Below are 25,682 nucleotides of genomic sequence, written 5' to 3' on the forward strand. Positions count from 1 at the left end.
GGACAGTGGTTGATGATCAGATACCGAGCGCCCGCGCGACGTAGTCGAGGTGCGCGTCGGCGTCGCCGAAGGCGAGCGAACAGGCGAACTGGTGGCGGGAGTACAGGTGCAGGTCGTGCTCGTAGGTGAAGCCGATCGCCCCGTGCACCTGATGACCCAGCGCGCACACCCGGCGGTACGCCTCGCTCACCGCCGCCTTGGCGACGGCCACCTCCATGTCGGCGGGCAGTCCTTCGGCCAGCCGCCACGCGGCCTCGTACGCGGTCAGCCGCGCACCGAGCACGTCGACCGCCATGTCCGCGCAATGGTGTTGCACCGCTTGGAAACTGCCGATCGGCCTGCCGAACTGTTCGCGCGTGCGGGCGTACCGGACGGTGCTGTCGAGCACCCGCTCCGCTCCGCCCACCATCTCCGCGCAGGCGGCCACCGCGCCGAGTGCGGAGATCAGCCGCACCACGGCGCGTCCGCCGTCGATCATGCGGGACGCCGGCACCACGACATCGCGGAACTCCACCCGATACTGCGGTTCGCTGCCCACCACGTCAAGCTCGGCGCTGTGCACGCCGGGGACCGCGGTGTCCGCGACGAACACGGCCAGGTCGCCGTCCAGTTCGGCCACGACGAGCAGCTGCTCGGCAGCTTCGGCATACGGCACGAACCACGCCTCGCCGGACAGCCGATAGCCGCCGGGGACGGGCGTGGCGAGCACCTCCGAGGCGTCCGCCTCCCACTGCCCGCGCGGTGCCGCACGGGCATAGCTGAGCACCCGGCCCCGCACGACCCCGCCGACGAATTCCTCGCGCTGCCCTGGCGTTCCGAACCGGGCGATCGGGAACGCCGCGCACACCACGCTCGGCAGATACGGGCTGGGAATCTGGTGCGCGCCCAGCTGTTCGAGCAGCAGGCACGCGGTCAGGAATCCGGCGCCCTCGCCGCCGTCGCTCGCGGGCAGCGGCAGGCCGGTCCACCCGAGGTCGACCAGTTCCTTCCACAAGGTCCTGCTGTAGCCGGACGTTTCCGTGCGCACCGCCCGTGTTCCTGCTTCGGTCGCCCGCGCCGAAAGAAATCCGGCCGCGGCGTCGCGGATCAGCCGCTGGTCCGCGGTGAGGGTCAGATCCATTGTTCGCCTCTCTTCGTCGCCTGCCCGGAGCCTCGCGCGGTCATCGCGGCAAACCCAGGCCCCGGCAGGCGATGATCTGCCGCTGGATCTCCGCCGCGCCCCCGATGAAGGTGGCGGCCACCGAGTCGAACCGCAGATGGGTGAACAGCGCTCCCAAGGGCGCTTCGCCGCGCTGCCACAAATTCGCGAACGGGCCGAACGCGCTCGCGCCCGTGCGCGCCAGGCGCTGGTTCAGCTCGGCGCCGAACAGCAAGCTGGCCGAGGCTTCGTATCCGGGCACCTCGCCCGCCTCCTGCTTGCTGACGCTGTAGCGCGCCAGGTTGTGCAGCACGCGGGTTTCCAGGTAGCGCTTGGCGATCTCGCGGCGAAGCACCGCGACGTCGTCCCGCACGAACGATGCCGCGTGCCCGCTCCGGAGGTACTCGACAAGCTGGGCGAGCACTCGTTCGTACTTGATCGTCGCCCCGATGCCGGCGCGCTCGAAACCCAGCGCGGTCATCGCCACCCGCCAGCCCTCGTTCTCGGCGCCGACCAGGTTCTCCGCCGGCACCCGGACGTCGGTGAAGAACATTTCGTTGAACGGTTCCGCGCCGCGGATGTCCCGGATCGGCCGGATTGCCACGCCCGGCGATCCGGCGTCCACCAGCAGCATGGTGAGCCCGCGGTGTTTCGGCGCTTCCGGGTCGGTGCGAACCAGCACGAAGAGCCAGTCCGCGTACTGCGCCAGCGAGGTCCACACCTTCTGCCCGTTGAGGACGTACTCGCCGCCCCGGCGGACCGCCCTCGTCCGCACCGACGCCAGGTCGGATCCCGCGTCCGGTTCGGAAAACCCCTGCGCCCAGGTGACTTCGCCGCGCGCGATGCCCGGCAGGTGGGCGGCGCGTTGCTCCTCGGTGCCGCAGGCGAGCAAGGTCGGCGCGAACAGGAAGGCCGCGATGCCGTTCACCGTCGGCACTCCGGCCCGCATCAACTCCTCCTGCAGGATGAGCTCCTGCATCGGGGAGCACCCGGCCCCGCCGTACTTCTCCGGCAGCCGGGGCGCCACCCAGCCCCGGCCGGCGAGCGCCGCCGCCCAAGCGCGCGCGTGCCCGCGGCGGACCGGGTCGGGACTGACCCGGTCCGCCGACCACTCGTAGCCGAGGGCGTCCTCCGGCTCCAGGCTGTTCTCGCCCGCCGGATCCGGTTCGTACCCGGCAGGGAAGGAGCCGCGGACGAAGGCGCGCACCTCGTCGCGGAACGCCGCGTCCTGCTCGCTGTCGGCCCAGTGCACCCCTCAGGCCCCTTCCCCGGCGCTCGCCTCGGCCTGCGCCGGTTTGTCCCGGTCCCACGTGCCCGGCGTGAGCCCGTGCTCGCCCTGTGCCCGCAGCAGGTACTTGGCGACCTTGTCGTTTCCGGTCCGGGGCAGCGAATCGACGAACTCCACGTACCGCGGGATCATGAACCGGGGCAGCTTCTCGGTGCAGAACTCGATCAGCTCCTGCGGGGTCAGCGTCGAGCCGGGACGCAGCACGACGGCCAGCTTCACGTCGTCCTCGCCCAGTTCGGACGGCACCGCGACCGCCGCGGTCTCGAGCACCGCGGGGTGCAGGTTCACCTCGCATTCCAGATCGAACGCCGAGATGTTCTCGCCGCGCCGGCGGATCGCGTCGCGCATCCGGTCGATGAAGTAGAAGTAGCCGTCGGCGTCCTGCCACACCCGGTCGCCGGTGTGCAGCCACATGTTCCGGAAACACCGCGCGGTCGCCTCCGGGACCCCGTAGTAGCCGCCGGTCACGATCGACGGCAGCTTCGGCCGGATCACCAGCTCGCCCGCCACCCCGGGGCCGACCACGAAATCGTGCTCGTCCACGACCGCGGCTTCGAACTTGTCGGCCACCACCCGGCCGCACGAACCGGTGCGCCATTGCCCGTACGGGCTGGCGATCGGCAGGCCGACCTCGGCGGCGCTGTAGGTCTCGACGGACCGCACGCCGAACCGGTCCCGCAGGGTGTCGTCCAGCGCGGACTTGCCGGTGTAGAACATCTCCAGCGGATGGTCTTTGTCCCGGGGGCTGGGCGGCGCGTTGAGCAGGATCGGGATCATCGTGAAGACGCTCATCGCGACCTTCGCGTTGAAAAACCGCACGTCGTCCCAGAACCGCGAGGCGCTGAACCGCTCGACGATCCCGACCGAGCCGCCGCACAGCAGCGCGGAAAACGCCCCGTCCCACAACGCGGACCCGTGGTACAGCGGCAGCGGGCTGTAGCTCGTCTTTCCCCAGCGGTCCAGGTAGTTCAGCGAATCGAGGGAGCACATCAGCGCGTGCGCGTGCGACACCATCACGCCCTTGGACGGGCCAGTGGTCCCGGAGGTGTACTGGATGGCCTGCAGGTCGGAGAAGCCGATCTCGACCAGCGGCCGCGCGTTTCCGTTGCCCAGCAGGCTCTTCAGCGACACGGCCGGTTTGCCCAGCGGCAGGCGGGCCGCCGCGGCGGCGTCCGCGCCGCAGACGATGATCCGTTCGAGCCGCGGAAGGCGCGCGGCCAACGGCGGTATCCGGTCGATATAGCGGGAGTCGATGATCAACGTCGTGCTGTCCGAACTGTGCAGCACGTGCCGCAGCAGCTCGCTGTGGTACTCGGTGTTGACCGGCACCGAGGGCGCCCCCAGCTTGGCCAGCGCGAAAATCGAGTACAGGATCTCCGGCTGGTTGGGGATCATCACCGCGACGTGGTCGCCGGGGCCGATGCCGACCGAGATCAGCCCTTGAGCCACCCGGTTGACCATCTCGTCGACCTCGCCGTAGGTCAGGTCTCCCTCCCGAAACCGCAAGAACGCCTCGTTCCGGTACTCGCGGGCCTGTCTGCTCAGCACGTCGCCGAGGACGAGGTTCAGCAATGGTTCCGTATCCACGAAGTTTTCTCTCCCTTGTCAGGACCGCTGAAAACAGTCCCTGGAAACAAACGACGTATTCTCCGCGCCTGCGAAACGACAGCCCGTGCACCGGGCGCGGACCCGGTCGAACGAGAACGATTTCCGGAACGAGGGTTCGCCTGTTCCGAGCACCTGATTACGTCGGCCCGCGGGCACAACCGCTTCCGCGCCGAAGACCGGTATTCCCCCAGTATTGTGCGAGTCGGAAATTCACGTACGCACTGGTTCTCAGGAGAGATTAGTGCCGCCGCATGCCATCGTCAACGCGCCGCCCGCCCGACTCCCTGGCTCGCCGCGGTCCGGCACGCACGGGTCACCGCACCGGGGTGAAATCCCGCGCCGCGACATACGCCGGACGCGGGGCGGAGGCCGCGAAAGGCTCCTCCAGCGCGTTCTCGACGCTGTTGAACACCAGGAAGATATTGGAACGCCGGAACGGCGTGATGTTGTTGGCCGAGCCGTGCATGACGTTCGAGTCGAACAGCAGCGCCGACCCGGGAGCACCGGTGAACTGGACGATTCCCCGGCCGCCGGCCAATTCGGTGACGTGCTCCTCCGAGGGCACGCCGACCCGCTGCTCCCGCAGCGATTCCCGGTAGTGCTCGTCCGGGGTCTTGCCCCGGCACGGCACGAAGAAGCGATGCGAACCGGGGATCACCATCAGGCTGCCGTTGTACGGGAGGTTGTCGGTCAGCGCGATCGAAAGGCTCACCGCCCTCGGCAATGGCATCCCGTCTTCGGCATGCCAGGTCTCGAAGTCGGAATGCCAATAGAATCCGGCCCCGTCGAAGCCGGGCATGTAGTTCACGCGGCTCTGGTGGATGTAGACCTCCGATCCCAGCACCTGCCGCGCCAGGCCCGCCACCCGCTCGTCCCGCGCCAGTTCCGCGACGGCCGGGCTGATCCGGTGCACCTCGAAGACCGACCGGACCCGGTCCGACTTCTTCTCGATGACCACCCGTTCGTCGCTCCGCAGGTCGCGGTCGCTTTCCAGCCGGTCCATCTCGGCCGCGAGCTCCGCCGTTTCCGCGGGGCTCAGCAATGCGTCGAGAACCGTGTAGCCGTCCGCGTCGAAGCGGCGCAGCACGGGCGAGTCGGTCTTGCCCCACACCGCGGGGTCGGTCCGCCGGATCAGCGGCGCGACCCCGTCGGTGCGGGTCCGGTACCTGTCGATGCGTCTTTCGGCCAAAGTCGTCACGGCGTTCTTCTCCTGACCAGTTTTTATGGCGACCAATGAACGTTTGACGTTTTATTCGCGCACCGTGTGCCGATCACCAGCGACGCGAACACAGTGCGCCCGCATCGTCCGGGCGCTTTCCCGAACGGGGCTCCTCCCGCGATTGCCGCCGGCCCCGCGTCATGAAGCACTCCATCCGGTCGCCCGCGGCGATCCGTGCGCTCCGCGGGCCGACGGCGCCGTCACCCGGTGACATTGAGGTCGCGGTCGATCAATTCTGCCAACTGCTGCCAGTCCTTGGAACGCTGCCGGGCGATCTCGGCGATATTCCTGGTGCAGTGACTCGGAAGCCTGCTGACCACGGCGTCCCAGTCGATGTGATCGCCGAGCGGACTCTCCAGCCAGTGCAGCAGTTTCCGGCCGAAATCGGTGAACCGCAGCGAGGGGTCCCGGCGCAATCGGTCGAGCATCTCGGCGGCGCCGACGGTCCGCTGGGGAGGCACCCGCAGCCTATCGGCCGGACCGGCCTCGGAAGGCTCGCCGGCCGCACCGCCGCGAGACGCCGCCGGATCTTCCCCGGCCCGAAGCCTCTTCCGCACGTCTTTGGCCGTGGTAGTGGAGATGCCCGCCGCCTGGGCCACCTTTCGCGCCGACGCGCCCGGGTCGGCGACGAACAGCTCAGCCGCGCGCCGGCGCCCCTGCGGCACCTTGGACCGGTACACCGCCCCGTTGCGGGCTATCCGGCCGGTCGACTGGCCAGATTTGCCAATCGACCGGCCTCGGACAGCGGCGACGGTGGTGTGCGAGATCCCGGCAATGGCGGCGATCGATCGGTCCGACCAGTTCGGATACCACGACAGAATACGTTCCGCCGCGACCTTCCGATCAGCGAGCGACAGGGGCAGTCCGTGCGCCGAGTTGATTTTCACCGACAGCACGAAGGCCTCTTCGAAAGTGCCCTCGAAGAACACCGCCGCGATTGTCGTGTCCCCGCGCGACTTCGCCGCGTGCAGCCGGTGCCAGCCGTCGACGACGCGCATCGTCGCCCGATGGACTACAATCGGAGGGAGCGAGGCCTCCGATTCACGTAGTTTTCTCAGGTGGTCGGCGTCCAGCGCCGCGCTGCGCGGCGACGAATCCGCGGGCAGCACTTCGGATATCCGGCATTGCACTACTGTCGAAAAGGACGGCAGCTCTCGAATCGCCGCCGACGCGAAACGCACTTCCTCCATCGATGATTCATCATTGATAACGTCGCCCACCGTGCCCCCACGTACCCAGTAACAATTGAACTCGGCCCGAACGTGTTCAGCAGCGACTTGCCCCCAGGTTGGCACATACAACCCCCGTCGAGCGGTGCCGCATCGTGTCGATCACGAGTCTACCAGCTCGATCATCTCGGGTCCCCTTCGTCGAGAGCGCCTGCCGCGGTCCAGATACCGTGACGACATGGGTGCACGCTACGAAATTCGTAGAATCCCGGAAACGACAATCCGATTAACTCAATTCGCTTCCCTCAGACGACAACCCTGCGCGAAATTGCGCGCGTACGCGCGATCGGCTATCCATCCGGAACTGGCGAAGAATACGCCGTTTGTGTGACTGGAGAACAGTTGCGCAACCCCTGTCATTCCACTAGGGGCAACCCCGCCGGGACGCGTCGGCAGCTTGCTTGCCGAACCGCAAGACAGGTTCCCGCGTCCGGGCTGCCGCCCTCGGCGCATCGCTTGCGCGCGCCAGCCGGAAACCGGCCCGTCCCGCGGTCCGCTGTTCCGCCTCGGACGGCAGTTGTGCTAACAAGGTCAATCGAGCGTGCCTGCCGCTTCCGGTTCTCGCCAGGAGGCCGGCCGTCGGCAATCCACATTTTTTCTCTGGGAAAGGTCTTTCATGTGCGGAATAACTGGGTGGGTGGATTTTCAGCGCGACCTCACACACCATGAGAAAACCGCTGAGCGCATGATCGCCACGATGGCGTGCCGCGGCCCCGACGCGGCGGGCCTGTGGCTCCGCCCGCGGGTCGCGCTGGGCCATCGCCGGCTCGCTGTCATCGACCTTCCCGGCGGGCAGCAGCCGATGGCCAGTCCGGAAACGACGAGCGACGGCGCCCCGCTGGCGGTGCTCAGCTACAGCGGCGAGGTCTACAACTTCGCCGAACTCCGCAACGAACTCGCGGGGCACGGGCACCGGTTCCGCACGCGCAGCGACACCGAGGTAGTGCTGCGGGCCTACTTGCAGTGGGGGCACGGGTTCGCGGAACGTCTCAACGGCATGTTCGCTTTCGCGATCTGGGACAACCGCACCCAGGAACTCCTGCTGGTCCGGGACCGGCTCGGCGTGAAACCGCTGTTCTACTACCCGACGCCCGACGGGGTCCTGTTCGGTTCCGAGCCCAAGGCCGTTCTCGCCAATCCCCTGAGCTCCGCGGAAATCACGGTGGACGGCTTGCGCGACGCGATCTCTTTTCTGCGGGTGCCGGGCCAGACGCCGCTGCGCGGCATGCGCGAAGTCAAACCGGGACATCTCGTGCGCGTACGCCGGAACGGGCTCGCCGAGGAGCGCTACTGGTCGCTGACCGGCAAGCCGCACACGGATGATCTGCGCACGACGATCTCCACGGTCCGCGAACTTCTCGACGACATCATGAGCCGGCAGATGATCTCCGATGTGCCGCTGTGCACGCTGCTGTCCGGAGGCCTGGACTCGAGCATCATCACCGCACTGGCGCAACGCACCGCGAATGCGCGCGACGAGGGCAAGGTACGCGCGTTTTCAGTCGACTTCGTCGGCTACACCAGCAATTTCGAACCCGAGCCGCTGCGCGAGGCCCCGGACAGCCCGTACGCCGCCGAACTGGCCGCGCACGCCGGGACCGATCACACGACCATTCTCCTCAACAACGCCGACCTGGTGCATCCCGCGGTGCGCGACGAGGTCCTCCGCGCTTGGGATCTGCCGTACGGGCTCGGCGACCACGACCCTTCGTTGTACCTTCTGTTCAAGGCCATCCGCGAACATTCCACGGTCGCGCTGTCCGGCGAATCGGCCGACGAGGTGTTCGGCGGGTACCTGTGGAGTCATCTGCCGCGCGCGGTCGAAGCCGACACCTTCTCGTGGCACGCACTCGCCAGCGAGTCCCCCGCGAGCCTGTCCACCCGGTTCTTCCATCCCGATCTCGTCAAAGAGCTGAGTCTGCCCGAATACGTGGCCGACCAGTACCGGACTGCCTTGGCCGAGGTGCCCCATCCGCCGGGCCAGTCCGACTTCGAACGCCGCATGCGGAACAACAACTATCTCAACATCACCCGCTGGATGCCCCAGCTGCTGGACCGCAAAGACCGGATTAGCATGGCGAACGGCCTGGAGGTCCGGGTGCCCTTCTGCGATCACCGGCTCGTGGAGTACGTGTACGGCACACCGTGGGCGATGAAAACGTTCGACGGCCGCGAGAAGAGCCTCCTGCGGGCGGCAGCGACGGACCTGCTTCCCGAGTCGATCCTGCAGCGTCGCAAGGCGCCGTATCCGTCCACCCAGGACGTCGCGTACGACGAGGCGATCAATCAGGAACTCGGCAAGATCGTCGCGAACCCGGATTCGCCTGCCCTGCCGTTGCTCGACGTCGAGGCCTGCCGGGCGCAAGCGAACCGGCCGGTGACCCAGCCGTGCTCGATGTTCGAACGGATCCTCCTCGCGGAGACCCCGATCCGGCTCAACAACTGGCTCGCCGCCTACGGCGTTTCTTGCGAGCAATTGAAGTAGCGGGCCGGGCGGGCGGTCTTGGACCAGGACCGCCCGCCCTGCCGTACTCGCCACTGCCTTACTGGAGGAGACCTTGACCCCGAGCACCCGCACTGTCGTCGGCGAACTGTTCGCGCGACTGGCCAAAGCCGACCTCGACGGTCTCGACGGCTTGTTCGCCGAAGAGGTGGACTGGCATATCCCCGGCGCCGCCGGCCTTGTCCCGTGGCTCGGCCGCCGCCGTACGCCGGCCGAGGTCGCGGACTTCTTCGCCTCGGTGAGCCGGTACGTGATTCAGGAACTGTTCGAAGTGGACCGGATCTTCGTCGACGGCGAGGAGTCCGTGGTCACCGGCCGCCTGCGTTCCGTCGTGCGCGCCACCGGCAGGCCCGTCGAAAGCCAGTTCGCCATCCGGATCACCGTCGTCGGCGGCCGGATCAAACGTTATCTCTTTCTCGAGGACAGCTACGCGGTCGCGAACGCCGTGCGGCCTTGACTCCGCACGGCGTTGACCGGGAGCGCGAGGAAGGCTGATGCGGGCCACCGGCCGCACATCAGCCTTCCGAAGCCGTCAGTGCGCGGTCGCGAACAGCTTGCTCATCTTCATCGCCACCCATTCCCCTGCGATCACGGTGTCGAAGCGGCTGTCGTCGGCCGCGGCCGCGAGCGGGCGCAGCGGTTCCACGCGGGCGTCGTGGTTGGGCTGGTAGAAGAAGGGCAAAGACAGCCGGGAGGAGGTGTTCCCCTGCTCCGGGTTGACCACCCGGTGCATGGTCGACACCCATCGCCCTCCGGTCCACAGGGAGATCAGGTCGCCGACGTTCACCACGAAGCTGCCCGGGATCGCCCGGACGTCCCGCCAGTCGTCTTCTCCTTGAAGGACCTGGAGCCCGCCGAGGTTGTCCTCCTGGTACAGGACAGTCAAGCTGCCGAAGTCGGTGTGCGCGCCCTTCCGCAGCTGACCGGGCAAGGGCTTTTCGTGCTGCGGGTAGTAGTAGTTGGCGACGAGCGCGGACACGTGGCGGTCGAACTTGGAGTCGTAGAAGTTCTCGTCCAGGCCGAGCGCGAGGGCGAACAGGCGCATGAGGTCGCCGGACAACGCTTCGAGCGCGGCCATGTACTCGTGCCAGGTGTCCTTGAACCCGGCCGGGCGTTCCGGCCAGATGTTGGCCAGCTTCCAGGTCGCCTGGTAGTCGCCCAGCTTCGCGCGTTCCGGTTCGCTCAGCTCGCCGGTGGAATGCGCGGCGAACGTTTCGCACAGGTCCGGCGGGGTCTTCCGGTCGATGCTCTGCGCCACCTTGCCGCCGGACCTGCGGAAGCCGGACGCGCCGGGCCGGTGGGCGATCAGGTCTTTCTCCTCGTCCGGCAGCCGGAAGAACTCGTTGGTCACCTTGCACGTCCGGGTGATGAGCTCCTGCGGCACACCGTGGTTCACGATGACGAAGAAGCCCGACGTTTCGCACGCCTTGCCGATCGCGGCGGCCAGTGCGCCGCGGCCCTCCGCGCTGTCGCGGGACGAGATGTCGATGACCGGCACGTAACCGTCGACCATGGTGACCGATTTCTGCTGCACAATGAGTCCCTTTCTGATACACCCTTGCCACAATCCGGGAAAGCGCACCACTGATCCGCTGCCGACCGCACGCAGCACTCGTCTTCGCCTGTTCAGCACACAACTCGGCCGCTGACAGTTTTCGCCGATTGGTCTCGACACCCCAGCACTGACGATCGCGCTACCGCGTGCCCTGATTCGGAGCAGGACTTGATCGAGAGTATGTACCGGACGCCTCGCGTGTCAACCTCGCGGATGTCCCGCCCGACCCGGAGAGAAAAGCGGTTTTGCCAAATTACCGGCACTCGCTCACGAGCGGCTCAAGCGCCGCTCATCTCCCTCGCCGAGACGGCCGGCACAGGCCAGAACTCATGGCGCGACGCCTCACCGGCGACTATTCTTCAGCGATAAATGCTTCTCAGGAGCCGACGAGAAGGAGAATCAGGGATGACGATTCAGCCCAGGATCGAAGAAGACGGATCGCCCCGCGAAAAGACCGATCCAATTTCGTCCTGCTCGCAAGAGTACGCACTGGACGGCCGGATACACCTCAACGGAAATTCGCTCGGCGCACCGCGGCACAGCTTGATTCCCGAACTCGGCCACCTGATTTCCGGGCAGTGGGCGCGCCTGCAGGTGCGAGGCTGGTTCCAGGAAGGCTGGCTGGATCTGCCGCGCACAGTCGGCGACAAGCTGGGCGCACTGCTCGGCGCGAAACCGGGGCAGATCGTCGTCGCGGGAGAAACGACGTCGACGACCTTGTTCAATGTCCTCGTCGCGGCCTGCCGGTTGCGCGCGGATCGACCGGTATTGCTCGTGGAACAAGAATCGTTTCCCACCGACCTGTACATCGCGGCGTCTGTCGCGCGGTTGCTCGACCGGCGCCTGGCCGCCGTGTCCCGCGCGGATCTGGACATCCGCTTGCGCGAACACGGCGATCAAGTGGCCGCCGCGCTCACTTCGCCGGTGGACTTCCGCACTGGGGAACGCCGTGGCATCGGGGAGACCACCGCGCTGTGCCACGACGCCGGGGCGATTTCGGTGTGGGATCTCAGTCACGCCGCGGGCGTACTCCCGGTCGACCTCGACGCCAACGGAGTCGACCTCGCCATCGGCTGCGGTTACAAGTATCTCGGCGGAGGGCCGGGAGCTCCCGCTTTCACCTACGTGCCCGTGCGGCATCAGCCGGACGTGGACTTCCCGCTGGCCGGATGGCACGGCCACGCCAGGCCGTTCGCGATGTCCCCCCGTTTCGAACCCGCCGACGGGATCGACCGGGCCCGCACGGGAACCCCGCCGGTGCTCAGCCTCGCCGGGTTGAACCACGCGCTCGATCCGCTGCTCGAGGCGGGAATCGAAGCGCTGTACCAGCGCACTCGCGAACTAGGCGACTATTTTCTCGCCTGCCTCGAGGAAAGCCGGCCGGATCTGGCGAAGCAGCTTGCCTCGCCGCGAGACGCTCTTCGCCGCGGCGGGCATCTCGCGGTGCGCGTCGCGGATGCCGAACGGGTCGAACACGAACTCGCCGAACGCGGCGTGCACGTCGATTCCCGGCCGCCGGACCTGATTCGCTTCGCCTTCGCGCCGCTTTATGTGACAAAAGACCACATTCGGCGCGTTGTCGACATAGTGACCGCGGTGGCGTGAAATATTCCAGGCTTGACCCGGCGGTGCTCCGCCGGAGCCGCCGTCCCGAATGCGGTCACGCTTTCGCACATCGCGAGAGGCGGCAATGCGGACACGGCAAGGCGGCCGGCTTCCCGGCAAGCGAATGACCTGACCGAACTGCGGACGATCCTCGATCCGCGGAAACAGCTCCCGAATGTTCACCGATCCGTAGTACGCGACCGCGGCTATATTCGCTGGCTCGAAGCGATGCGGAATGGTAGCAATAGGGGCATGACAACCATGGGTGTCGTATTCCGTCCGCAAAATCCCCCAGAGCTGCTGCGGGAGGTGGTGAAGGTAGCAGATGCGGCGGGTCTCGAAGAGCTTTGGCTGTGCGAAGACTGCTTCGCCGAAGGTGGCATATCGAGTGCCGCGGCGGCACTCGCCTGGTCCGAGCACGTTCGCATCGGCATCGGCGTTCTCCCGGTGCCGCTGCGCAATGTCGCACTGACCGCAATGGAAATCGCCACCCTGGAGAGAATATTCCCCGGGCGGGCGATCTGGGGCGTCGGCCACGGCAACCAGGAGTGGATGGGCCAGGTCGGGGCCCGGGTCGTTTCGCCGCTCACCTTGCTGCGCGAATATCTCGACGCCCTGCGGGATTTGCTCGCCGGGAAACGCGTCACCGCGCAAGGCCGCTATGTTCAGCTGGACAATGTCGCTCTCGACTGGCCGCCGGATACGGCTCCGGCGGTGGTGGCCGGCGCGTTCGGTCCGCGCAGCCTGCGGCTGATCGGGGAAACCGCCGACGGCGTCGTCACCGGAACCACCTTGGCGGGTCTCCCGCAAGCGATCGAATTGGTCCGGGAAGGGCGAGCCGCGCGCGAACCGGCCGACGGGAAATTCCCTTTCATGGTACAGCTGGTGGCCGCGACCGGACCGGACGCGGCCGAGCGAGCCGGGGCCGAAACGAAAAGGCTGGGCCATGACGTGGGCGACAGTCTCAGTGCCGTCGGCGATGCCCATGCCATTGCGGACACCATCGCGCAATGGTCGGAGGCCGGCGCCGACACCGTGATCCTCGAACCCACTCCCGATGAACCCGATCCGGTCGGCTTTTTCCGCTTCCTCGCCGAGGAAGTCCGTCCGCTCGTTTCTTAGCCTGCAGGAATTCCGGTTTCCGCACTGCGGCCGGCGGCGCGTTTGTCCTCGCAGACGCTCCGCCGGCCTTTTTCCGGAACGGGATCGGCGCGGGCGTCTTCCCCCGGCGCTCGAGCACGATGCGCCGGAGATGCGGTCACGCAACTGCCCGGGAGAATTTCCGGGTTTCGGCCGGAAGCCTCCGAAACAAGTTCACCCGCCGGGCTAAGCTCGCCCCATGGAGAAAGTCGTCCTGGACGAGGTGGACCGCGGTCTCATCCACGCCCTGCATCTCGACGGCCGGGTCTCGTTCAGCCGGGTCGCGGCGGTGCTCGGCGTTTCCCAGCAGACGGTCGCGCGGCGGTACCGGCGGTTGCGCGAGGACGGGATTCTCCGGGTGGTCGGGCTTCCCGCGCCGCGCCGTTCCGGGGAAATCGAATGGATGGTGCGGTTGTCGGTGACTCCGAACGCCGCCAAAACCGTGGCCGAGGCGCTGGCGCGGCGGTCCGACACTTCGTGGGTGCAGCTTATTTCCGGCGGCACCGAAATCATGTGCACCGTGCGCACCGTTCCGGGCAATGCGCAGGGTTCCCTGCTTTTGCGTGAACTGCCGCGCACTCCCCGGGTCATGTCGGTTTCGGCGCATTGCCTGCTGCACATGTACTTCGGCGGACCGTCCGGCTGGAGAGCGCTGACCACCGCGCTCACACCCGCGCAACAGGACGAGCTCCGCCCGCCCCCGGTCGAGACCGGCGGCGACGTCGCGCTGGCCGACGCCGACGCTCCGCTGCTGGCCGAGTTGACGCGGGACGGCCGGATGAGCTACGGCGAGCTGGCGGCGGCCACCGGATGGTCCGAGACCACCGTCAAACGCCGGTTGCAGGCCTTGCGCCAGCACGGCGTGGTGTTCTTCGACATCGAGATCGACGAATTCGCGATGGGGTACAGCGCGGAAACGTGGCTGTGGCTGTCGGTGAAACCTTCGCAGCTGGTCGAGGTCGCGACCACATTGGCGGGCCATGCCGAGGTAGCCGTGGTCGCGGCCACCACCGGGCCGACCAACCTGGTGGTGCACGCGCTGTGCCGCGACCTCGACGCCCTGCATGAATACCTCACCGAACGCGTGTGTTCCCTCGACGCGATCCGCCACATGGAGACCGCTCCCGTGCTCCAGACGCTCAAGAGCGCGGGAGCGGCCCGCGATCTGGGCCGGACCGCCACCCGGCAGCGATAGCGGTCAGACGGTCTTAACCGGTTCTGGCACGGCCTTGTCGTCCTTCGCGCGCACCGCGCCGAACACGAGCACCAGCAATCCGCCCACCACGCCGAGCAACCCGGCGACGAGGCAAATGGTGTTCAGGCCGGAGACGAACGCGTGCTGGACCGGCGCGGTCAGCCCGCGGTCGGCCGCCAGCAGTTCGCCAGCTCCGCCGCTGGCGAGCTTTTCCGCGGCGGCGTGCGGGTCGGCGACCGAATGCGACGACTCGAACGAGGACCGCACCGCGGAGGCGAAAATGAGCCCCAGCACCGCGACGCCGAGGGCATAGCCGAACTGGCGGAGCGTGTTCACCGCGCCGCCTGCCATGCCCGCGTCCTTCGGCGGGACCGCGGCCACCGCGGCCGAGACCAGGGTCGGGGTGCCGAGGCCGATGCCGATGCCGGACACCGCCAGCCCGAGAATCACCGCCGAGGAGTCCGCGTCCGCGCCGATGCCGGCTTGCAGCAGCGCACCGCAGCCGACGATCAGCACGCCGAAGCCGACCGACCAGCGCGGCGCTACCCCGTGCAGGAACCGGCCTGCCAGCAGGGAGGCCACCAGCGCGCCGCCGCCCTGTGCGGCGAAGACCAGCCCGCCCTGCATCGGGCCCGCGCCGAGCACCGATTGGATCCACAGCGACGTGAACGGCATATAGGTGAATGCCGCGACCTGCAGGACCAAAGTCGCCACCATGATCATGTTGAACGCTTTGCTGCGAAGCAGCCGCAAATCGATGAACGGCGACTCGGAGCGCAATTCGACAATGACGAACACGACCAGCGCCACCACCGCTGCCGCGAAAACCAGCAGCGTGCTCGGCGCGGTCCAGCCTGTGCCGTTGACCAGGATCAGCCCGTAGACGATCGCGGTGGCGGCCACCGCGAACGAAACCATTCCAGGAATGTCGAACTTCCGCTGCGCGCGCTTTTCCGTCTCGTGCAGGTAGCGCAAGGTGATCAGGACGGCGATGAGGCAGATCGGAATGTTGACCCCGAAGATCCACCGCCAGTTCAGGTATTCGGTGATCAGGCCGCCCACCAGCGGACCCGCCGCGCCGGCGACGCCGTTGACCGCGCCCCACACGCCGAACGCGGTGCCCCGGTCCCGGCCGGTGTAGTGGTCCGCCAGCAGCGCGATCGTCGTGGCGTACATCGCCGCCGCTCCGATTCCCTGCACCGCCCGCGCGGTGACCAGGAAAACCACCGACGTGGACAACCCGCAGGCCAGCGAAGCCACGGCGAAAACGGCGAGGCCGTAAAGATAAACCCGGCGGCGGCCCACGATGTCCGCCACCGACCCGCCTACCAGCACCAGAGCCGCCAGGGCCAGCGCGTAGATGTCCAGCACCCACTGCAACCCGGCCAGCGTGGTGTGCAGGCCCACCGCGACGCTGGGCAGCGCCACGGACAGGATCGTCAGATCCAGCAACAACATGAAGGTGCCGAGGCATACGCCCACCAACGGCCACCACTTGCGCATTGATTCCCCCTGACCAGCCAAAAGGGTGAGATGTCGGATCTCACGGTGAGCAGGATGCCTTGCCGGGTCACGCTCTCTCCACCTCTGCACAGCAGATCGACGGAGACTTCCACCAGAAAGCCCCAGGTGACGGATTCGCTCATCTTCGAAGGTCTGCATGACCTGTTTTCTCCTAGCTCCGCCAACAACCCGGAGCCTCGAGCGAATGTGACGCAGTTCATGTCTGCTTTGTCTGATTACCGGGACCCCCCTCGAAGCCATGCTTCAGCTCCGAAACGCACTCGATCGTGAGGAGCTGGCATGACCGGCAGCGAAACCTTCCCGATGGCCCGCGAGCCACGATGCCCCTTCGCCCCCGCGCCCGGATTGACGGCGCGGCCACCGGTGTCACGGGTGCGGCTGTGGGACGGCAGCGAGCCCTGGCTGATCACCCGGTATACCGATGTCCGTGCGGTGCTGGCGGATCCGCGGATCAGCGTCGACGTCGCACAGCCCGGTTTCCCGCACACCAACCCGGTCAGCAAGGCACGTGACGCACGAATGAAGACGTTGATGCAGATGGATCCGCCGGAGCACACCGCGCAGCGGCGAATCCTGGCTCCGGAATTCACCGTCCGGAAAATGACGGCGCTGCGGCCGCGCATTCAGCAATTAGTCGACGGCCTCCTTGACGCAATGCTCGCCGGACCGAATCCTGCCGATTTGGTCGAGGCGTTCGCGCTGCCGCTCCCCTCGCTGGTGATCTGTGCGTTGCTCGGCGTCCCCTACGCGGACCGCGATTTTTTCCAGGGCGTGGCCCGCACGCTCGTCATGGACGACCCGGATCCGACGCGTGCCCTGGCGGCCAGCGAAGAGCTTAATTCGTATCTGGAACACCTCGTCGCCACGAAAGCCGCCGAGCCGGGTTTGCTCAGCAAGCTGGCTGCCGAGATGTCCCCGCGTTCGATTGCCGTACTGGGACAGCTTCTTCTGATCGCCGGTCACGACACCACCGCGGCCATGATCGCGTTGGGCACGGCTGTGTTGTTGACGCATCCGGAGCAGTTCCGCGATTTGTCCGACCCGACGGAGGAACTGTTGCGCTACCTGTCGATCACGCACACCGAAGCGCGTCGCGTCGCGGTAGCGGATTTGGAGATCGGCGGGCAGCTGATCCGCGCGGGCGAGGGCATCATCGCGGTGAAGAGCACCGCGAACCGGGATCCGCTGGCCTTCCCGGATCCCGACCGCTTCGACATCCACCGGCCCGCCCGCCACCACGTCGCGTTCGGTTATGGGCGGCACCTCTGCCTCGGTGCGCCGCTGGCCCGGGTGGAGTTGGAGATCGCGTACGCGACACTGCGGCGGCGGGTGCCGACGTTAGCGCTGGGCGTGCCGCTGGATCGCTTGGAGTTCAAGGAGAACGCGATCTTCTATTCGGTGCGCGAACTGCCGGTTACGTGGGCGAGGCCGCCGACTGGATCCTCTCCGGTGAGCGAATAGCCGACGCGGCCCACGCCGAGGCGGTTCGGCGTGGGCCGCGCGGGCCGGCCAAGATCGACCCCCAGCACCACGATCCTCTACTCGGCCCGCGAACCGCCCGCCACGTGAGCCAGCACGTTGACGACATTCCCGCCCAGGTCCTCCACAAAAAACCGCCGCACGCCCCACGACTCCTCAGTCAGCGGATAGACCACCCGCAGCTCCCGCCGCACCGCCTCGGCGTGGGCTGTGTCGACTGCCTCTGGGGTGCCGAGGTCGATGCCCCAGCGTGGGACGGGGTCGGTGCTTCCGGGCTGGAGGACGAGCACCTGCGCGGCCGGGTCGTCGCCGCTGCGGAGGCCGAGCACGGGATCCTCCATGGCGACGTCGAGGCCGAGGACGTTTACGTAGAAATCGCGGGCCGCGGCGTCGTCGGGGCCTTCGACGTAGGCGATGATGCGCTTGATCACCCGGTGAGCGTCCCAGACGGGCGCGCCGGGGGCTTGGAGAAATGGGAGCTAGCCGCCGACGGAGTACGCGATGCGGCGGTGCCGTCCCGGCCGCTGCACCCGCCAATGGCGTCCGCGCGAGGACGACCGGCCCGAGCCGCGAGCCGCCAGCGCCAGGTTCCGGGCGGCGAACTGTTCGGCGGTAATGCTCATCAGGACCGGGTACTTGATCTCGCCGCGCAGCAACTCCTCGTCCCGAAGCCGGGCCGCCTCGCGAAAGCCCAGCTCGCCGTGCAGCGACAACGACGCGAAGTTGCTCCCGTTGACGCTCACCTCGCACGCCCGGTACCGGCACCGCTCGAACATGAACGCCAGCAGCAGCGCGACGGCGTCGGCGGCGTAACCGCAGCGGCGGTGCTGCGGGCCGATCCCGACGCCGTAGCTGAACCGGCCGGAGTACGGGTCCGTTTCGACCCAGACGGAACCGACCAGCGTGCGGTTGTGCAGCGTCTCGATCGCGAAGTGGAACCCGTCCGGGGAGGCGTGCCCGCGATGGGTCGCCCAGTGCCGGTAGCCGCCGACCTGGGGATCCCGGACGCGCACGGAGTCCCGGTCGAATCCGGCGAGGGTGCGCTGGTCGCCGGGGCGGACCTCGCGCAGCCGCACCTTCCGCCCGACCTCGTCGACCCGCCACGGGGCGACGGCGCCGGACCCGGACCGCCGAGACACATTCGTGATCATCGGGAGTGATGGTACCGGGCCGGGTTCCGGCGGCTGTCAGGAGAATCCCCGATCGGTTCCGGGACCTGTCACTCTTCGCAGTTTCCCTTCGTCGGAACGGGTTTGTTCGGATCGAACTGCCCCGGCTCCGGAGACAACGAGGGACCGGTGAAGTACGGATCGGCGAACTCGGGGGCGAGCAGGTGCTTCTTGACGGCGTCGCACGACATTCTGGAGAAGTACCTGTGGAACTTGGCCGTCCACAGGCCGCGGCTGCCCGGTGCCCAGGACGAGCCGCTGCGCACGATGAAGTCGGTGTCGACCCGCACGAACGGTTCCAGGTCACCCGGGCCCTCGATCACGCGGCTGCCGGGGTCGAAGGCGTAAGCCACGACGTACGAGACGTGCAGGTACAGCTCCCCGGCCTTGCCCGGCGCCACGGTCATCTTCCCGGACATTCTCGGCTGCACGGGCAGGAGGTGATTGCCGTCCTCAAGGTAGATCAGGTAGGCCTGAGGATTGGCTTGGAGGTCCTGCCGGACGTCCGGCGCGAACAGGCCGATGTAGCCGTCCGGGTGGTACCCCTCCAGGACCTCCTTGTCGAACTGCGCGACCTCGACCGCGTGCTTGACCTGCGCCTGCGCGTCGCCGACCTGCTTCTCCGAGAACGAGCCGACCTTCGCCGGAGCCGGGACGGTCAGCCCGGCGATTCCCTCGGGCCAGTTCTGCGCCGGGGTGTTGTCGAACGGCCGCCGCAGGTCGACGTGCCCGTAGTCGGGAAGGTCGGTCGGCGCGGGCGCGGTGGTGGTCGGCGTGCGCACGGCCGGGCTGCTCCCGGCAACTTCCTCCGCGCGCGTCCCCTGCTTCCACAGGTAGAACCCGGCCGCCGCCACGACGATCACCACCGCGCCCCAGATGGCGGCCGACCTGCGCCGACGCGCCCTCCGGCGGTCGCGGCGCAGGCCGGTCCAGGCTTCTTTCTCGGCATGCCGCTGCCAATCCGGATCCATCAGGTCCGGGTGGCTCTCGATGTTGTGGTCGTCCACTCGCTCCGCCTGTCTCGTCGATCTCGCATCGAAAGATCGACAGCCGGGAGCAGGCGTTACGACCGGCGGGCCTTCGCAATCATTTCGGAATCCAGACCGGGCATTAAATCAATTTGCACGGAATGTCGGCATTTTCGTCGAGGTGATACGAAGCGCACACGCGGTGGTAACCGTCCGCGATGACCAGGTCGTCGGCGGTCGCGAAACCGGGGTGGCCGTGGCCGCGGACGAGCAGGACCGGCGAGAGCGCCTTGCCGTCCTTGACCTTCTCGAGGTCCTTGGCGACGTGCGCGTTGTCCTCGGGCAGGAGCTTCAGCCTGCTCGCCCGCAGGATGTCCTTGGCCTTGCGGTGCGTCAGGTCCGCCTGCTTCAGCTGAGCGACCAGACCGGTCACGGTCTCCTCGGGTGCGACGAGGGTGAGATAGTCGAATGCTGCCGGATAATCGTGATCGTCCGGTTCGTCTTTCCAGTGTTCCTTCATGACGCCTCCCTCGATTCGTCGGTTCGTTCTTTGACCGCACGGGACGCGGCCCAAGCCGTCACCGCGACGCTGATGAGCGCCGCGGCGAGAATCGCCCCGCCCTCGCCCGGAGCGAGCAATTGTTCGCGCGTGCCGATCGTGACCGCCGCGACCGGCACTCCCAGCTGCGCGCCCGCGAGCACCGCCAGCGGCAACGGCTGTCCCAGCAGCCGCGTCGCACCGTGGACCACGACGGAACCGGCCGCGATCAGCGCCGCCAGCACGAGCATCACCGGATGCTGGCCGAGCGCGCGCAAATCGAGCGAAGCGCCCAGCCACACGAAAAACACCGGCCCGAGGAAGCCGTCGGTCACCCCGAACAACTGCCGGGCAAGCCGGCGCGGCTCCCCCACCGCGGCCAGTGCGAGTCCCGCGACGAACCCCGCGAGCATCACCGAGACCCCGACCAGCTGAGCCAGCCCGGCGAGTCCGAAAAGGACAATCAACGCGATCCGGAGTTCGAGGCCGAAGTGCCGGGACTTGCTGAGGTCGTGTGCTTTGTCGACGAGGCCGCGGGAATGCAGCCACCGCAGCACCACAAACCACACCGCCCCGGCCGCGATGACCGCGAGCGCCCCGAGCGCCGCCCGCCCGGCTTTCTGCGGCGCGGCTGCCAGCGGAAGCGCCACGATGCACGCCGTGTCCGCGATCGCGACCTGCACGATCAACGCCAATGCGGGCGGGGTGGCGAGCTTCGTCTCGTCCAGGACCGGCATCACCAGCGCCGCGGAACTGGACGCGAGGAGGACGGCGTACAGCAGCCCGTGCCCGGTGCCGACGAGCGCCGCCACCCCGAATCCGGCGGGCACCGACAACACGCCCACCAACGCGGCCAGCAGCGCCCCGCGCCCGGCCGCGACGCGCAGTGCGGAGTCCCGCAACGGCACGTGACTGCCCGCGACCAGCATCACCAGCGCGAACCCGGCGGAGGCGACGTAGGAGAGGATCGGATCGTCGGCCTTCACCCAGCCGAGCCCGGTTCGGCCGACTGCCACGCCGAGGAGGATTTCCCCGACGACGATCGGGATGCGGGCGCGTTTCGGGGTGGCGAGCAGCGGTCCGGCCAGCCCGGCGAGGAGGACTACGGCCATCGCGAACAGGGTCATCAGCGCGCCTCCTCCCCGGTGGGCCTTGGGTATTGTCGCCCGCTCCGGCGGCCCGGACTACTCCCGTCACCTGGATGCGGTGCGGGAATTCCGCCGCACGAAGCGGCCAGCGGGTCCGGGAGCCAGCGATTGTCCCCTCATCACCGCTTGCTCACGTCCGTGAGGGGAACCCTCACGTACTCAGATTCCCTGAGGGTTCCCCTCACGCACTTGAGGCGGCGGCTCCGCAGACGCCGCCGAACCCCGGCCGCGAACCGTCAGCGGCGGATCAGTCCCTGTTCCTTCCCCGCCGCCACCGCCGCGGTCCGGGAATCCACTCCGAGTTTCGTGTAGATGTGCACCAGATGCGATTTCACCGTCGCCTGGCTCAAAAACAGCCGTTTGCTGATCTCCAGATTCGACAACCCGTCCGCGACCAGACCCAGCACCTCGATCTCCCGTGGCGACAAAGCGGCCGCGGGAGTGCGCATGCGGGTCATCAGCCGATGCGCGACCGCGGGGGCCAGGACGGTCTGTCCAGTAGCGGCGTTCCGCACTGCGGCGGCGAGGTCCTCCGGCGGGGCGTCCTTCAGCAAATACCCGGTCGCCCCCGCCTCGATGGCCGCCAGGATGTCGCCGTCGGTGTCGTACGTCGTCAGGACCAGGACTTTCGGCGCGTCCGACGAAGCAGTGATCGCCGCGGTGGCTTCGGAGCCGTGCATTCCGGAGCCGAATTGGAGGTCCATCAGCACGACGTCCACCTCGGCCGCCAAGCGCACGGCTTCCTCCGCTGAGGAGGCTTCGGCGACGACTTCCAGGTCCGGTTCAGTCTCCAGGACGGCACGCAAACCGGCGCGGACCACGGGGTGGTCGTCGGCCAGCAGGAGGCGGATCATCGCGGGTCCACGGGGAAGCTGACCGCCAGCGCGGTGCCGTTGCCTGGTGAGGATTCCACTGTCCACGAGCCGCCCAGGGAGCGGGCGCGGGCGCGCATCGCGGGCAGGCCGAAGCCGCTGCCGCCGCGTACTTCTTGCGGGTCGAAGCCGGTGCCGTCGTCCACGGCGTCCAGGGTGACGCTCGTGTCCATGTAGCTCAAGGTCAGCTCGGCGCGGCTGGCGGCGGCATGCAAGACGGTGTTGGCCAGCGCCGACTGGGCGATCCGCAGCATGGCGACCTCGTACGCGGTCGGCACATCGAACGGGGTGCCGCTGAGGTGAAAGTGGACGGTCAGGCCGGAACGCTGCGCCGTGGTCGCGCAAAGGCGTTCCAGGGCGGCGGGCAAGGAAGCGCCTTCCAGCTCAACCGGGGCCAGGGCGTAGACGAGGCGGCGGGCTTCGGTGAGGTTGTCTTGGGCGGCTTGCCGGGCCTGCGTCACGTGCGGGACGGCGGCCTCGGGACGGTCTGGCAGGGCGCGTTCAGCGGCGCGGAGCAGCAGGTGGATGCTCGAGAGGCCCTGCGCCAGCGTGTCGTGGATTTCCCGGGCGAGGCGTTCGCGTTCCGCCAGGACGCCGGCGGAGTGTTCCATCGCGGCGAGGTCGTTGCGGGTCTCGCGCAGTTCCTCGATGAGGTGCCGCCGTTGTTCGCTTTCGCGGTAGAGCGCCTGGTAGCCGAGCACGGTGGCGATCGCGACCGCGGCACCCAACGCTGGCCCGATGATCACGCCGACGCTGAATCCGCCTTGGTGGCGCGTGAAACCGGCGATCGCCAGGACCGTGGTGAGCGCGACGACGGCCGGACCCCAGCGAGTCGGCAGCAGGTGCATTTGCAGGAAGTACAGCGGGAAAGCCAGCCACACCCCGTCCGGTGTGAGCCACAGCAGGACTAGCCACGCGAGGCCCAGCACGGCCAGCCATCCGGCCGTCGCGACCGGCAACCGGCCGACGCGGGGCAGCAGCGGGCCCGCGGTGTAGACGCCGCCCATCACCAGCGCGCCCGCCAGTACCGCGGGTGCGTTCGCCGCGCCGTCGGAGAACGCGCGCGCCACGGCGAGCACCAGCAGCCCGGCCAGCAGGAGGTGCAGGCAGACGCGCAGCACGCGCAACGGCCGGTCGAGGGTGTGCGGGTTCACCAAAAATCCTCCTGCGGTCGATTGTCCGTGCTCCGCCGGGAATCCGCATCAATCGAAAGGTTGAGCAGCCAGTGCGTCCATCGATTCCGGGGAGGCCATCCGCGGCGCGATGTCCCCGCGTCCAACCAGGACGAGGCTGGAAGCCACACCGAGAAGGAAGGTACGCACATGTTCGTCGCGTGGCGGGATCTGCGCTTCGCCAAGGGGCGGTTCGCGTTGATGGGGACCGTCGTCGTGCTGATGACGTTGCTGGTCGGACTGCTGTCCGGACTCACCGCGGGGCTGGCCGCGCAGAGCACGTCCGCGATCACCGGGTTGAAGGCCGACCATCTGGTCTTCGCCGAACCCGGCAACGGATCGCTCTCTTTTGGACAGTCCACAGTGACTCGAGAACAGGCCGACCAGTACGCCCGTGTTCCGGGAGTGACCAGCGCGGAGCCGATCGCGATCAGCACGGCCAGCGCGGCGGTCGGCGAGCGCACCGCGACGCTGGCGGCGTTCGGGGTCCGGAACTCGAGCCCGGGTACAGCCGTGCTGTCCACGGGTGCGGCGGACGCGTTGAAGGCCCACGAAGGCGACCAGCTCACTCTGCAAGGCCACAAAGTCACTGTGGCCGCCATCAATGGAGACGCGTCGTACAGCCATCTCCCGGTCGTGTGGACGCACTTCGCCGGTCCAAACGCGACAGTGCTCGCGGTGACCACCGACAAATCCGCCGACCTCGCCGCAGCGGACGCACGCCTTGGCACCCGCACTGTCACGAAGGACGACGCGTTGTCCGCGATCGGTTCCTACTCGGCGGAAAACGGCTCGCTCCAGCTGATGCGCGGTTTTCTGTTCGTGATCGCCGCGTTGGTGATCGGCGCGTTCTTCACCGTGTGGACGATCCAGCGCAGCCGCGACATCGCGGTGCTGAAAGCGCTCGGCGCGACCACGAAGTACCTGCTCCGGGACGCGCTTGGCCAAGCCGTCGTCCTGTTGATCGGCGGGACGGCGCTCGGGACCGGGCTCGCCGCCGCGCTCGGAGCGGTCGCCTCAGGAACGGTGCCGTTCGTGCTCAGCGCGGGCACGCTGCTCGGCCCGGCGGCAGTGCTGGTGGTCCTCGGCGTGCTCGGCGCCGCGCTGGCGGTCCGCCGCATCACCTCCGTCGACCCGCTGACCGCCCTCACCTCCGGAGCGCACTGATGAGCCTGAATCTGTCCGGCATCACCCTCACCTACCCCGACGGCGATTCCCGCCTCACCGCCCTCGACCAGGTCGACCTCCACGTGCCCGCCGGGAGCGTCGCGGCGGTGGTCGGGCCGTCCGGGTCCGGCAAGTCGAGCCTGCTCGCCGTCGCCGCGACGCTCATCCGGCCCGATCGCGGACGCGTGGTCGTCGGCGGCGTCGACACCACCGAACTGGACCGGGCCGCGCTCGCGGAACTGCGTCGCACCAAGATCGGGATCGTGTTCCAGCAACCGAATCTGCTCGCGTCGCTCACCGCGGTGGAACAGCTGGAAGTGATGGCGCACCTGAGCGGAACACCGCGCAGCGAGGCGACGAAACGAGCGAAGGAGCTGCTCGACGCCGTCGGGCTCGCCGATCGTGCGACGCACCGGCCGGGCCGGCTTTCCGGCGGGCAGCAGCAGCGGGTGAACATCGCGCGCGCCTTGATGAACGAGCCCGCCGTGCTGCTGGTCGACGAGCCGACGAGCGCACTGGACCAGGACCGCGGCGCGGCGGTCGTCGATCTGCTCACTACGATCACGCACCGACAGGCGACGGCAACCGTACTGGTCACCCACGACCGCTCCCACCTCGAAGGGGTCGACTCGGTGCACGAGGTCGTCGACGGACGGATCCACCAGCCGGCCCGGGCCGGAGCCGAGGAGAACCGATGACGAAGAAGATCTACTGGGCCGCCGCGATCTACACGATCCTCGGCCTGCTCGGCGGGCTGTACTACCGCGAGCTGACCAAGGCGAAGAACTTCACCGGCGACACCCAGCTGTCCATTGTGCACACCCACCTGCTCGCGCTCGGGACGCTGGTGTTCCTGATCGTGCTGGTGCTGGACAAGGTGTTCACGCTGTCGGCGACGAGGTCGTTCGCGCCGTTCTTCTGGATCTACCACGCCGGGATGTTCGTCACCGTCGGCGGGATGGTCGTGCACGGCACGCTCACTGTGCTGGGCAAGGAATCCGGCGCGGCGATCGCCGGAATCGCCGGGCTGGGGCACATCCTGCTGACTGTCGCGTTCGTCCTGCTGTTCGTCGGCCTCCACGGTCGCATCTGGAAACCCGCCGAGTCGAAGGCGTGACGTGAGGGGAACCCTGAGGGACTCTGAGTCCCTCAGGGTTCCCCTCAC

At 68.0% G+C, this 25,682-nt stretch carries 23 protein-coding genes; 9 read left to right on the forward strand and 14 right to left on the reverse strand.

All coding sequences use genetic code 11. From position 1 onward, the window contains the following. Nucleotides 1-16: 16 nt before the first annotated feature. The 5 genes from ABD156_RS25025 to ABD156_RS25045 all read right to left on the reverse strand — a co-directional run bounded on the left by ABD156_RS25025 (nt 17) and on the right by ABD156_RS25045 (nt 6,548). Nucleotides 17-1,120, reverse strand: a complete 1,104-nt coding sequence (locus ABD156_RS25025; protein ID WP_344278366.1) for an acyl-CoA dehydrogenase family protein — start codon at nt 1,118-1,120, stop codon at nt 17-19. Nucleotides 1,121-1,160: 40 nt separating this feature from the next. Further along, nucleotides 1,161-2,390 carry an acyl-CoA dehydrogenase family protein gene (locus ABD156_RS25030; RefSeq protein WP_344278369.1) on the reverse strand — a complete coding sequence of 410 codons (1,230 nt, stop codon included), beginning with the start codon at nt 2,388-2,390 and terminating at the stop codon, nt 1,161-1,163. Between the two features lie 3 nt (nt 2,391-2,393). Then, nucleotides 2,394-4,013 (reverse strand): AMP-binding protein, encoded by a 1,620-nt coding sequence (locus tag ABD156_RS25035; RefSeq protein ID WP_344278371.1) that lies wholly within the window; start codon nt 4,011-4,013, stop codon nt 2,394-2,396. A gap of 334 nt (nt 4,014-4,347) precedes the next feature. After that, nucleotides 4,348-5,232, reverse strand: a complete 885-nt coding sequence (gene thpD, locus ABD156_RS25040; protein WP_344278374.1) for an ectoine hydroxylase — start codon at nt 5,230-5,232, stop codon at nt 4,348-4,350. 221 nt (nt 5,233-5,453) lie between these two features. After that, nucleotides 5,454-6,548 carry a ParB N-terminal domain-containing protein gene (locus tag ABD156_RS25045; RefSeq protein ID WP_344278377.1) on the reverse strand — a complete coding sequence of 365 codons (1,095 nt, stop codon included), beginning with the start codon at nt 6,546-6,548 and terminating at the stop codon, nt 5,454-5,456. A gap of 550 nt (nt 6,549-7,098) precedes the next feature. On the opposite strand from ABD156_RS25045, the gene asnB reads away from it, so the two are divergent. After that, on the forward strand, nt 7,099-8,967 hold the full coding sequence (gene asnB, locus ABD156_RS25050) for an asparagine synthase (glutamine-hydrolyzing) (protein WP_344278379.1): 1,869 nt from the start codon (nt 7,099-7,101) through the stop codon (nt 8,965-8,967). Nucleotides 8,968-9,040: 73 nt separating this feature from the next. Continuing rightward, entirely contained in the window at nt 9,041-9,442 is a 402-nt protein-coding gene (locus ABD156_RS25055) for a nuclear transport factor 2 family protein (RefSeq protein WP_344278382.1), read from the forward strand. 75 nt (nt 9,443-9,517) lie between these two features. On the opposite strand, the gene ABD156_RS25060 is transcribed toward ABD156_RS25055, so the two are convergent. Continuing rightward, a complete protein-coding gene (locus tag ABD156_RS25060) occupies nt 9,518-10,519 on the reverse strand; it encodes an isopenicillin N synthase family dioxygenase (protein ID WP_344278385.1) in 1,002 nt (333 codons plus the stop codon). A gap of 426 nt (nt 10,520-10,945) precedes the next feature. Here ABD156_RS25060 and ABD156_RS25065 point away from each other — a divergent pair, with 426 nt between their 5' ends. The 3 genes from ABD156_RS25065 to ABD156_RS25075 all read left to right on the forward strand — a co-directional run bounded on the left by ABD156_RS25065 (nt 10,946) and on the right by ABD156_RS25075 (nt 14,480). Continuing rightward, complete coding sequence (locus ABD156_RS25065) at nt 10,946-12,145, forward strand: aminotransferase class V-fold PLP-dependent enzyme (protein ID WP_344278388.1); 1,200 nt, start codon at nt 10,946-10,948, stop codon at nt 12,143-12,145. Between the two features lie 252 nt (nt 12,146-12,397). After that, entirely contained in the window at nt 12,398-13,267 is an 870-nt protein-coding gene (locus ABD156_RS25070) for an LLM class flavin-dependent oxidoreductase (protein WP_344278391.1), read from the forward strand. 217 nt (nt 13,268-13,484) lie between these two features. Beyond that, nucleotides 13,485-14,480 (forward strand): Lrp/AsnC family transcriptional regulator, encoded by a 996-nt coding sequence (locus tag ABD156_RS25075; RefSeq protein ID WP_344278395.1) that lies wholly within the window; start codon nt 13,485-13,487, stop codon nt 14,478-14,480. 3 nt (nt 14,481-14,483) lie between these two features. Here ABD156_RS25075 and ABD156_RS25080 read toward each other — a convergent pair whose 3' ends face one another. After that, nucleotides 14,484-15,983, reverse strand: coding sequence for an MFS transporter (locus ABD156_RS25080; RefSeq protein WP_344278398.1), 1,500 nt, complete (start codon nt 15,981-15,983; stop codon nt 14,484-14,486). 300 nt (nt 15,984-16,283) lie between these two features. On the opposite strand from ABD156_RS25080, the gene ABD156_RS25085 reads away from it, so the two are divergent. Next, nucleotides 16,284-17,465: a cytochrome P450 gene (locus ABD156_RS25085; RefSeq protein WP_344278401.1), complete on the forward strand. Its 1,182-nt coding sequence runs from the start codon at nt 16,284-16,286 to the stop codon at nt 17,463-17,465. Between the two features lie 77 nt (nt 17,466-17,542). On the opposite strand, the gene ABD156_RS25090 is transcribed toward ABD156_RS25085, so the two are convergent. The 7 genes from ABD156_RS25090 to ABD156_RS25120 all read right to left on the reverse strand — a co-directional run bounded on the left by ABD156_RS25090 (nt 17,543) and on the right by ABD156_RS25120 (nt 23,332). After that, the gene (locus tag ABD156_RS25090; protein ID WP_344278405.1) at nt 17,543-17,914 is read right to left on the reverse strand and encodes a VOC family protein; all 372 of its coding nucleotides are present in this window, start codon (nt 17,912-17,914) and stop codon (nt 17,543-17,545) included. Between the two features lie 48 nt (nt 17,915-17,962). After that, nucleotides 17,963-18,559: a GNAT family N-acetyltransferase gene (locus ABD156_RS25095; protein WP_344278981.1), complete on the reverse strand. Its 597-nt coding sequence runs from the start codon at nt 18,557-18,559 to the stop codon at nt 17,963-17,965. Between the two features lie 143 nt (nt 18,560-18,702). Then, the gene (locus tag ABD156_RS25100; RefSeq protein WP_344278408.1) at nt 18,703-19,659 is read right to left on the reverse strand and encodes a hypothetical protein; all 957 of its coding nucleotides are present in this window, start codon (nt 19,657-19,659) and stop codon (nt 18,703-18,705) included. 103 nt (nt 19,660-19,762) lie between these two features. Then, a complete protein-coding gene (locus ABD156_RS25105; RefSeq protein WP_344278411.1) occupies nt 19,763-20,140 on the reverse strand; it encodes a hypothetical protein in 378 nt (125 codons plus the stop codon). Continuing rightward, nucleotides 20,137-21,285 (reverse strand): cation:proton antiporter, encoded by a 1,149-nt coding sequence (locus tag ABD156_RS25110; protein WP_344278413.1) that lies wholly within the window; start codon nt 21,283-21,285, stop codon nt 20,137-20,139. Before ABD156_RS25110 ends, ABD156_RS25105 begins: the two co-directional genes overlap by 4 nt. Before the next feature lie 257 nt (nt 21,286-21,542). After that, on the reverse strand, nt 21,543-22,160 hold the full coding sequence (locus ABD156_RS25115; protein ID WP_344278416.1) for a response regulator: 618 nt from the start codon (nt 22,158-22,160) through the stop codon (nt 21,543-21,545). After that, complete coding sequence (locus ABD156_RS25120) at nt 22,157-23,332, reverse strand: sensor histidine kinase (RefSeq protein WP_344278419.1); 1,176 nt, start codon at nt 23,330-23,332, stop codon at nt 22,157-22,159. Before ABD156_RS25120 ends, ABD156_RS25115 begins: the two co-directional genes overlap by 4 nt. 168 nt (nt 23,333-23,500) lie before the next feature. On the opposite strand from ABD156_RS25120, the gene ABD156_RS25125 reads away from it, so the two are divergent. The 3 genes from ABD156_RS25125 to ABD156_RS25135 are packed head-to-tail and all read left to right on the forward strand — an operon-like array spanning nt 23,501 to nt 25,634. Next, nucleotides 23,501-24,517, forward strand: a complete 1,017-nt coding sequence (locus tag ABD156_RS25125; RefSeq protein ID WP_344278422.1) for an ABC transporter permease — start codon at nt 23,501-23,503, stop codon at nt 24,515-24,517. After that, a complete protein-coding gene (locus ABD156_RS25130) occupies nt 24,517-25,215 on the forward strand; it encodes an ABC transporter ATP-binding protein (RefSeq protein ID WP_344278425.1) in 699 nt (232 codons plus the stop codon). Before ABD156_RS25125 ends, ABD156_RS25130 begins: the two co-directional genes overlap by 1 nt. After that, a complete protein-coding gene (locus tag ABD156_RS25135; protein ID WP_344278428.1) occupies nt 25,212-25,634 on the forward strand; it encodes a DUF2871 domain-containing protein in 423 nt (140 codons plus the stop codon). The genes ABD156_RS25130 and ABD156_RS25135 overlap by 4 nt, the downstream gene beginning before the upstream one ends. Nucleotides 25,635-25,682 lie beyond the last annotated feature (48 nt).

Source organism: Amycolatopsis albidoflavus (assembly GCF_039525725.1).
GTDB lineage: Bacteria > Actinomycetota > Actinomycetes > Mycobacteriales > Pseudonocardiaceae > Amycolatopsis > Amycolatopsis albidoflava.

Bases quoted from the DNA above. Each gene is read 5' to 3' on its own strand.
- ABD156_RS25070 (WP_344278391.1), top strand. From the start codon at position 12,398: ATGACAACCATGGGTGTCGTATTCCGTCCGCAAAATCCCCCAGAGCTG.
- ABD156_RS25110 (WP_344278413.1), bottom strand. From the start codon at position 21,285: ATGACCCTGTTCGCGATGGCCGTAGTCCTCCTCGCCGGGCTGGCCGGA.
- asnB (WP_344278379.1), top strand. From the start codon at position 7,099: ATGTGCGGAATAACTGGGTGGGTGGATTTTCAGCGCGACCTCACACAC.
- ABD156_RS25125 (WP_344278422.1), top strand. From the start codon at position 23,501: ATGTTCGTCGCGTGGCGGGATCTGCGCTTCGCCAAGGGGCGGTTCGCG.
- ABD156_RS25130 (WP_344278425.1), top strand. From the start codon at position 24,517: ATGAGCCTGAATCTGTCCGGCATCACCCTCACCTACCCCGACGGCGAT.
- ABD156_RS25080 (WP_344278398.1), bottom strand. From the start codon at position 15,983: ATGCGCAAGTGGTGGCCGTTGGTGGGCGTATGCCTCGGCACCTTCATG.
- ABD156_RS25135 (WP_344278428.1), top strand. From the start codon at position 25,212: ATGACGAAGAAGATCTACTGGGCCGCCGCGATCTACACGATCCTCGGC.
- ABD156_RS25115 (WP_344278416.1), bottom strand. From the start codon at position 22,160: ATGATCCGCCTCCTGCTGGCCGACGACCACCCCGTGGTCCGCGCCGGT.
- ABD156_RS25075 (WP_344278395.1), top strand. From the start codon at position 13,485: ATGGAGAAAGTCGTCCTGGACGAGGTGGACCGCGGTCTCATCCACGCC.
- ABD156_RS25065 (WP_344278388.1), top strand. From the start codon at position 10,946: ATGACGATTCAGCCCAGGATCGAAGAAGACGGATCGCCCCGCGAAAAG.
- ABD156_RS25105 (WP_344278411.1), bottom strand. From the start codon at position 20,140: ATGAAGGAACACTGGAAAGACGAACCGGACGATCACGATTATCCGGCA.
- ABD156_RS25085 (WP_344278401.1), top strand. From the start codon at position 16,284: ATGACCGGCAGCGAAACCTTCCCGATGGCCCGCGAGCCACGATGCCCC.
- ABD156_RS25025 (WP_344278366.1), bottom strand. From the start codon at position 1,120: ATGGATCTGACCCTCACCGCGGACCAGCGGCTGATCCGCGACGCCGCG.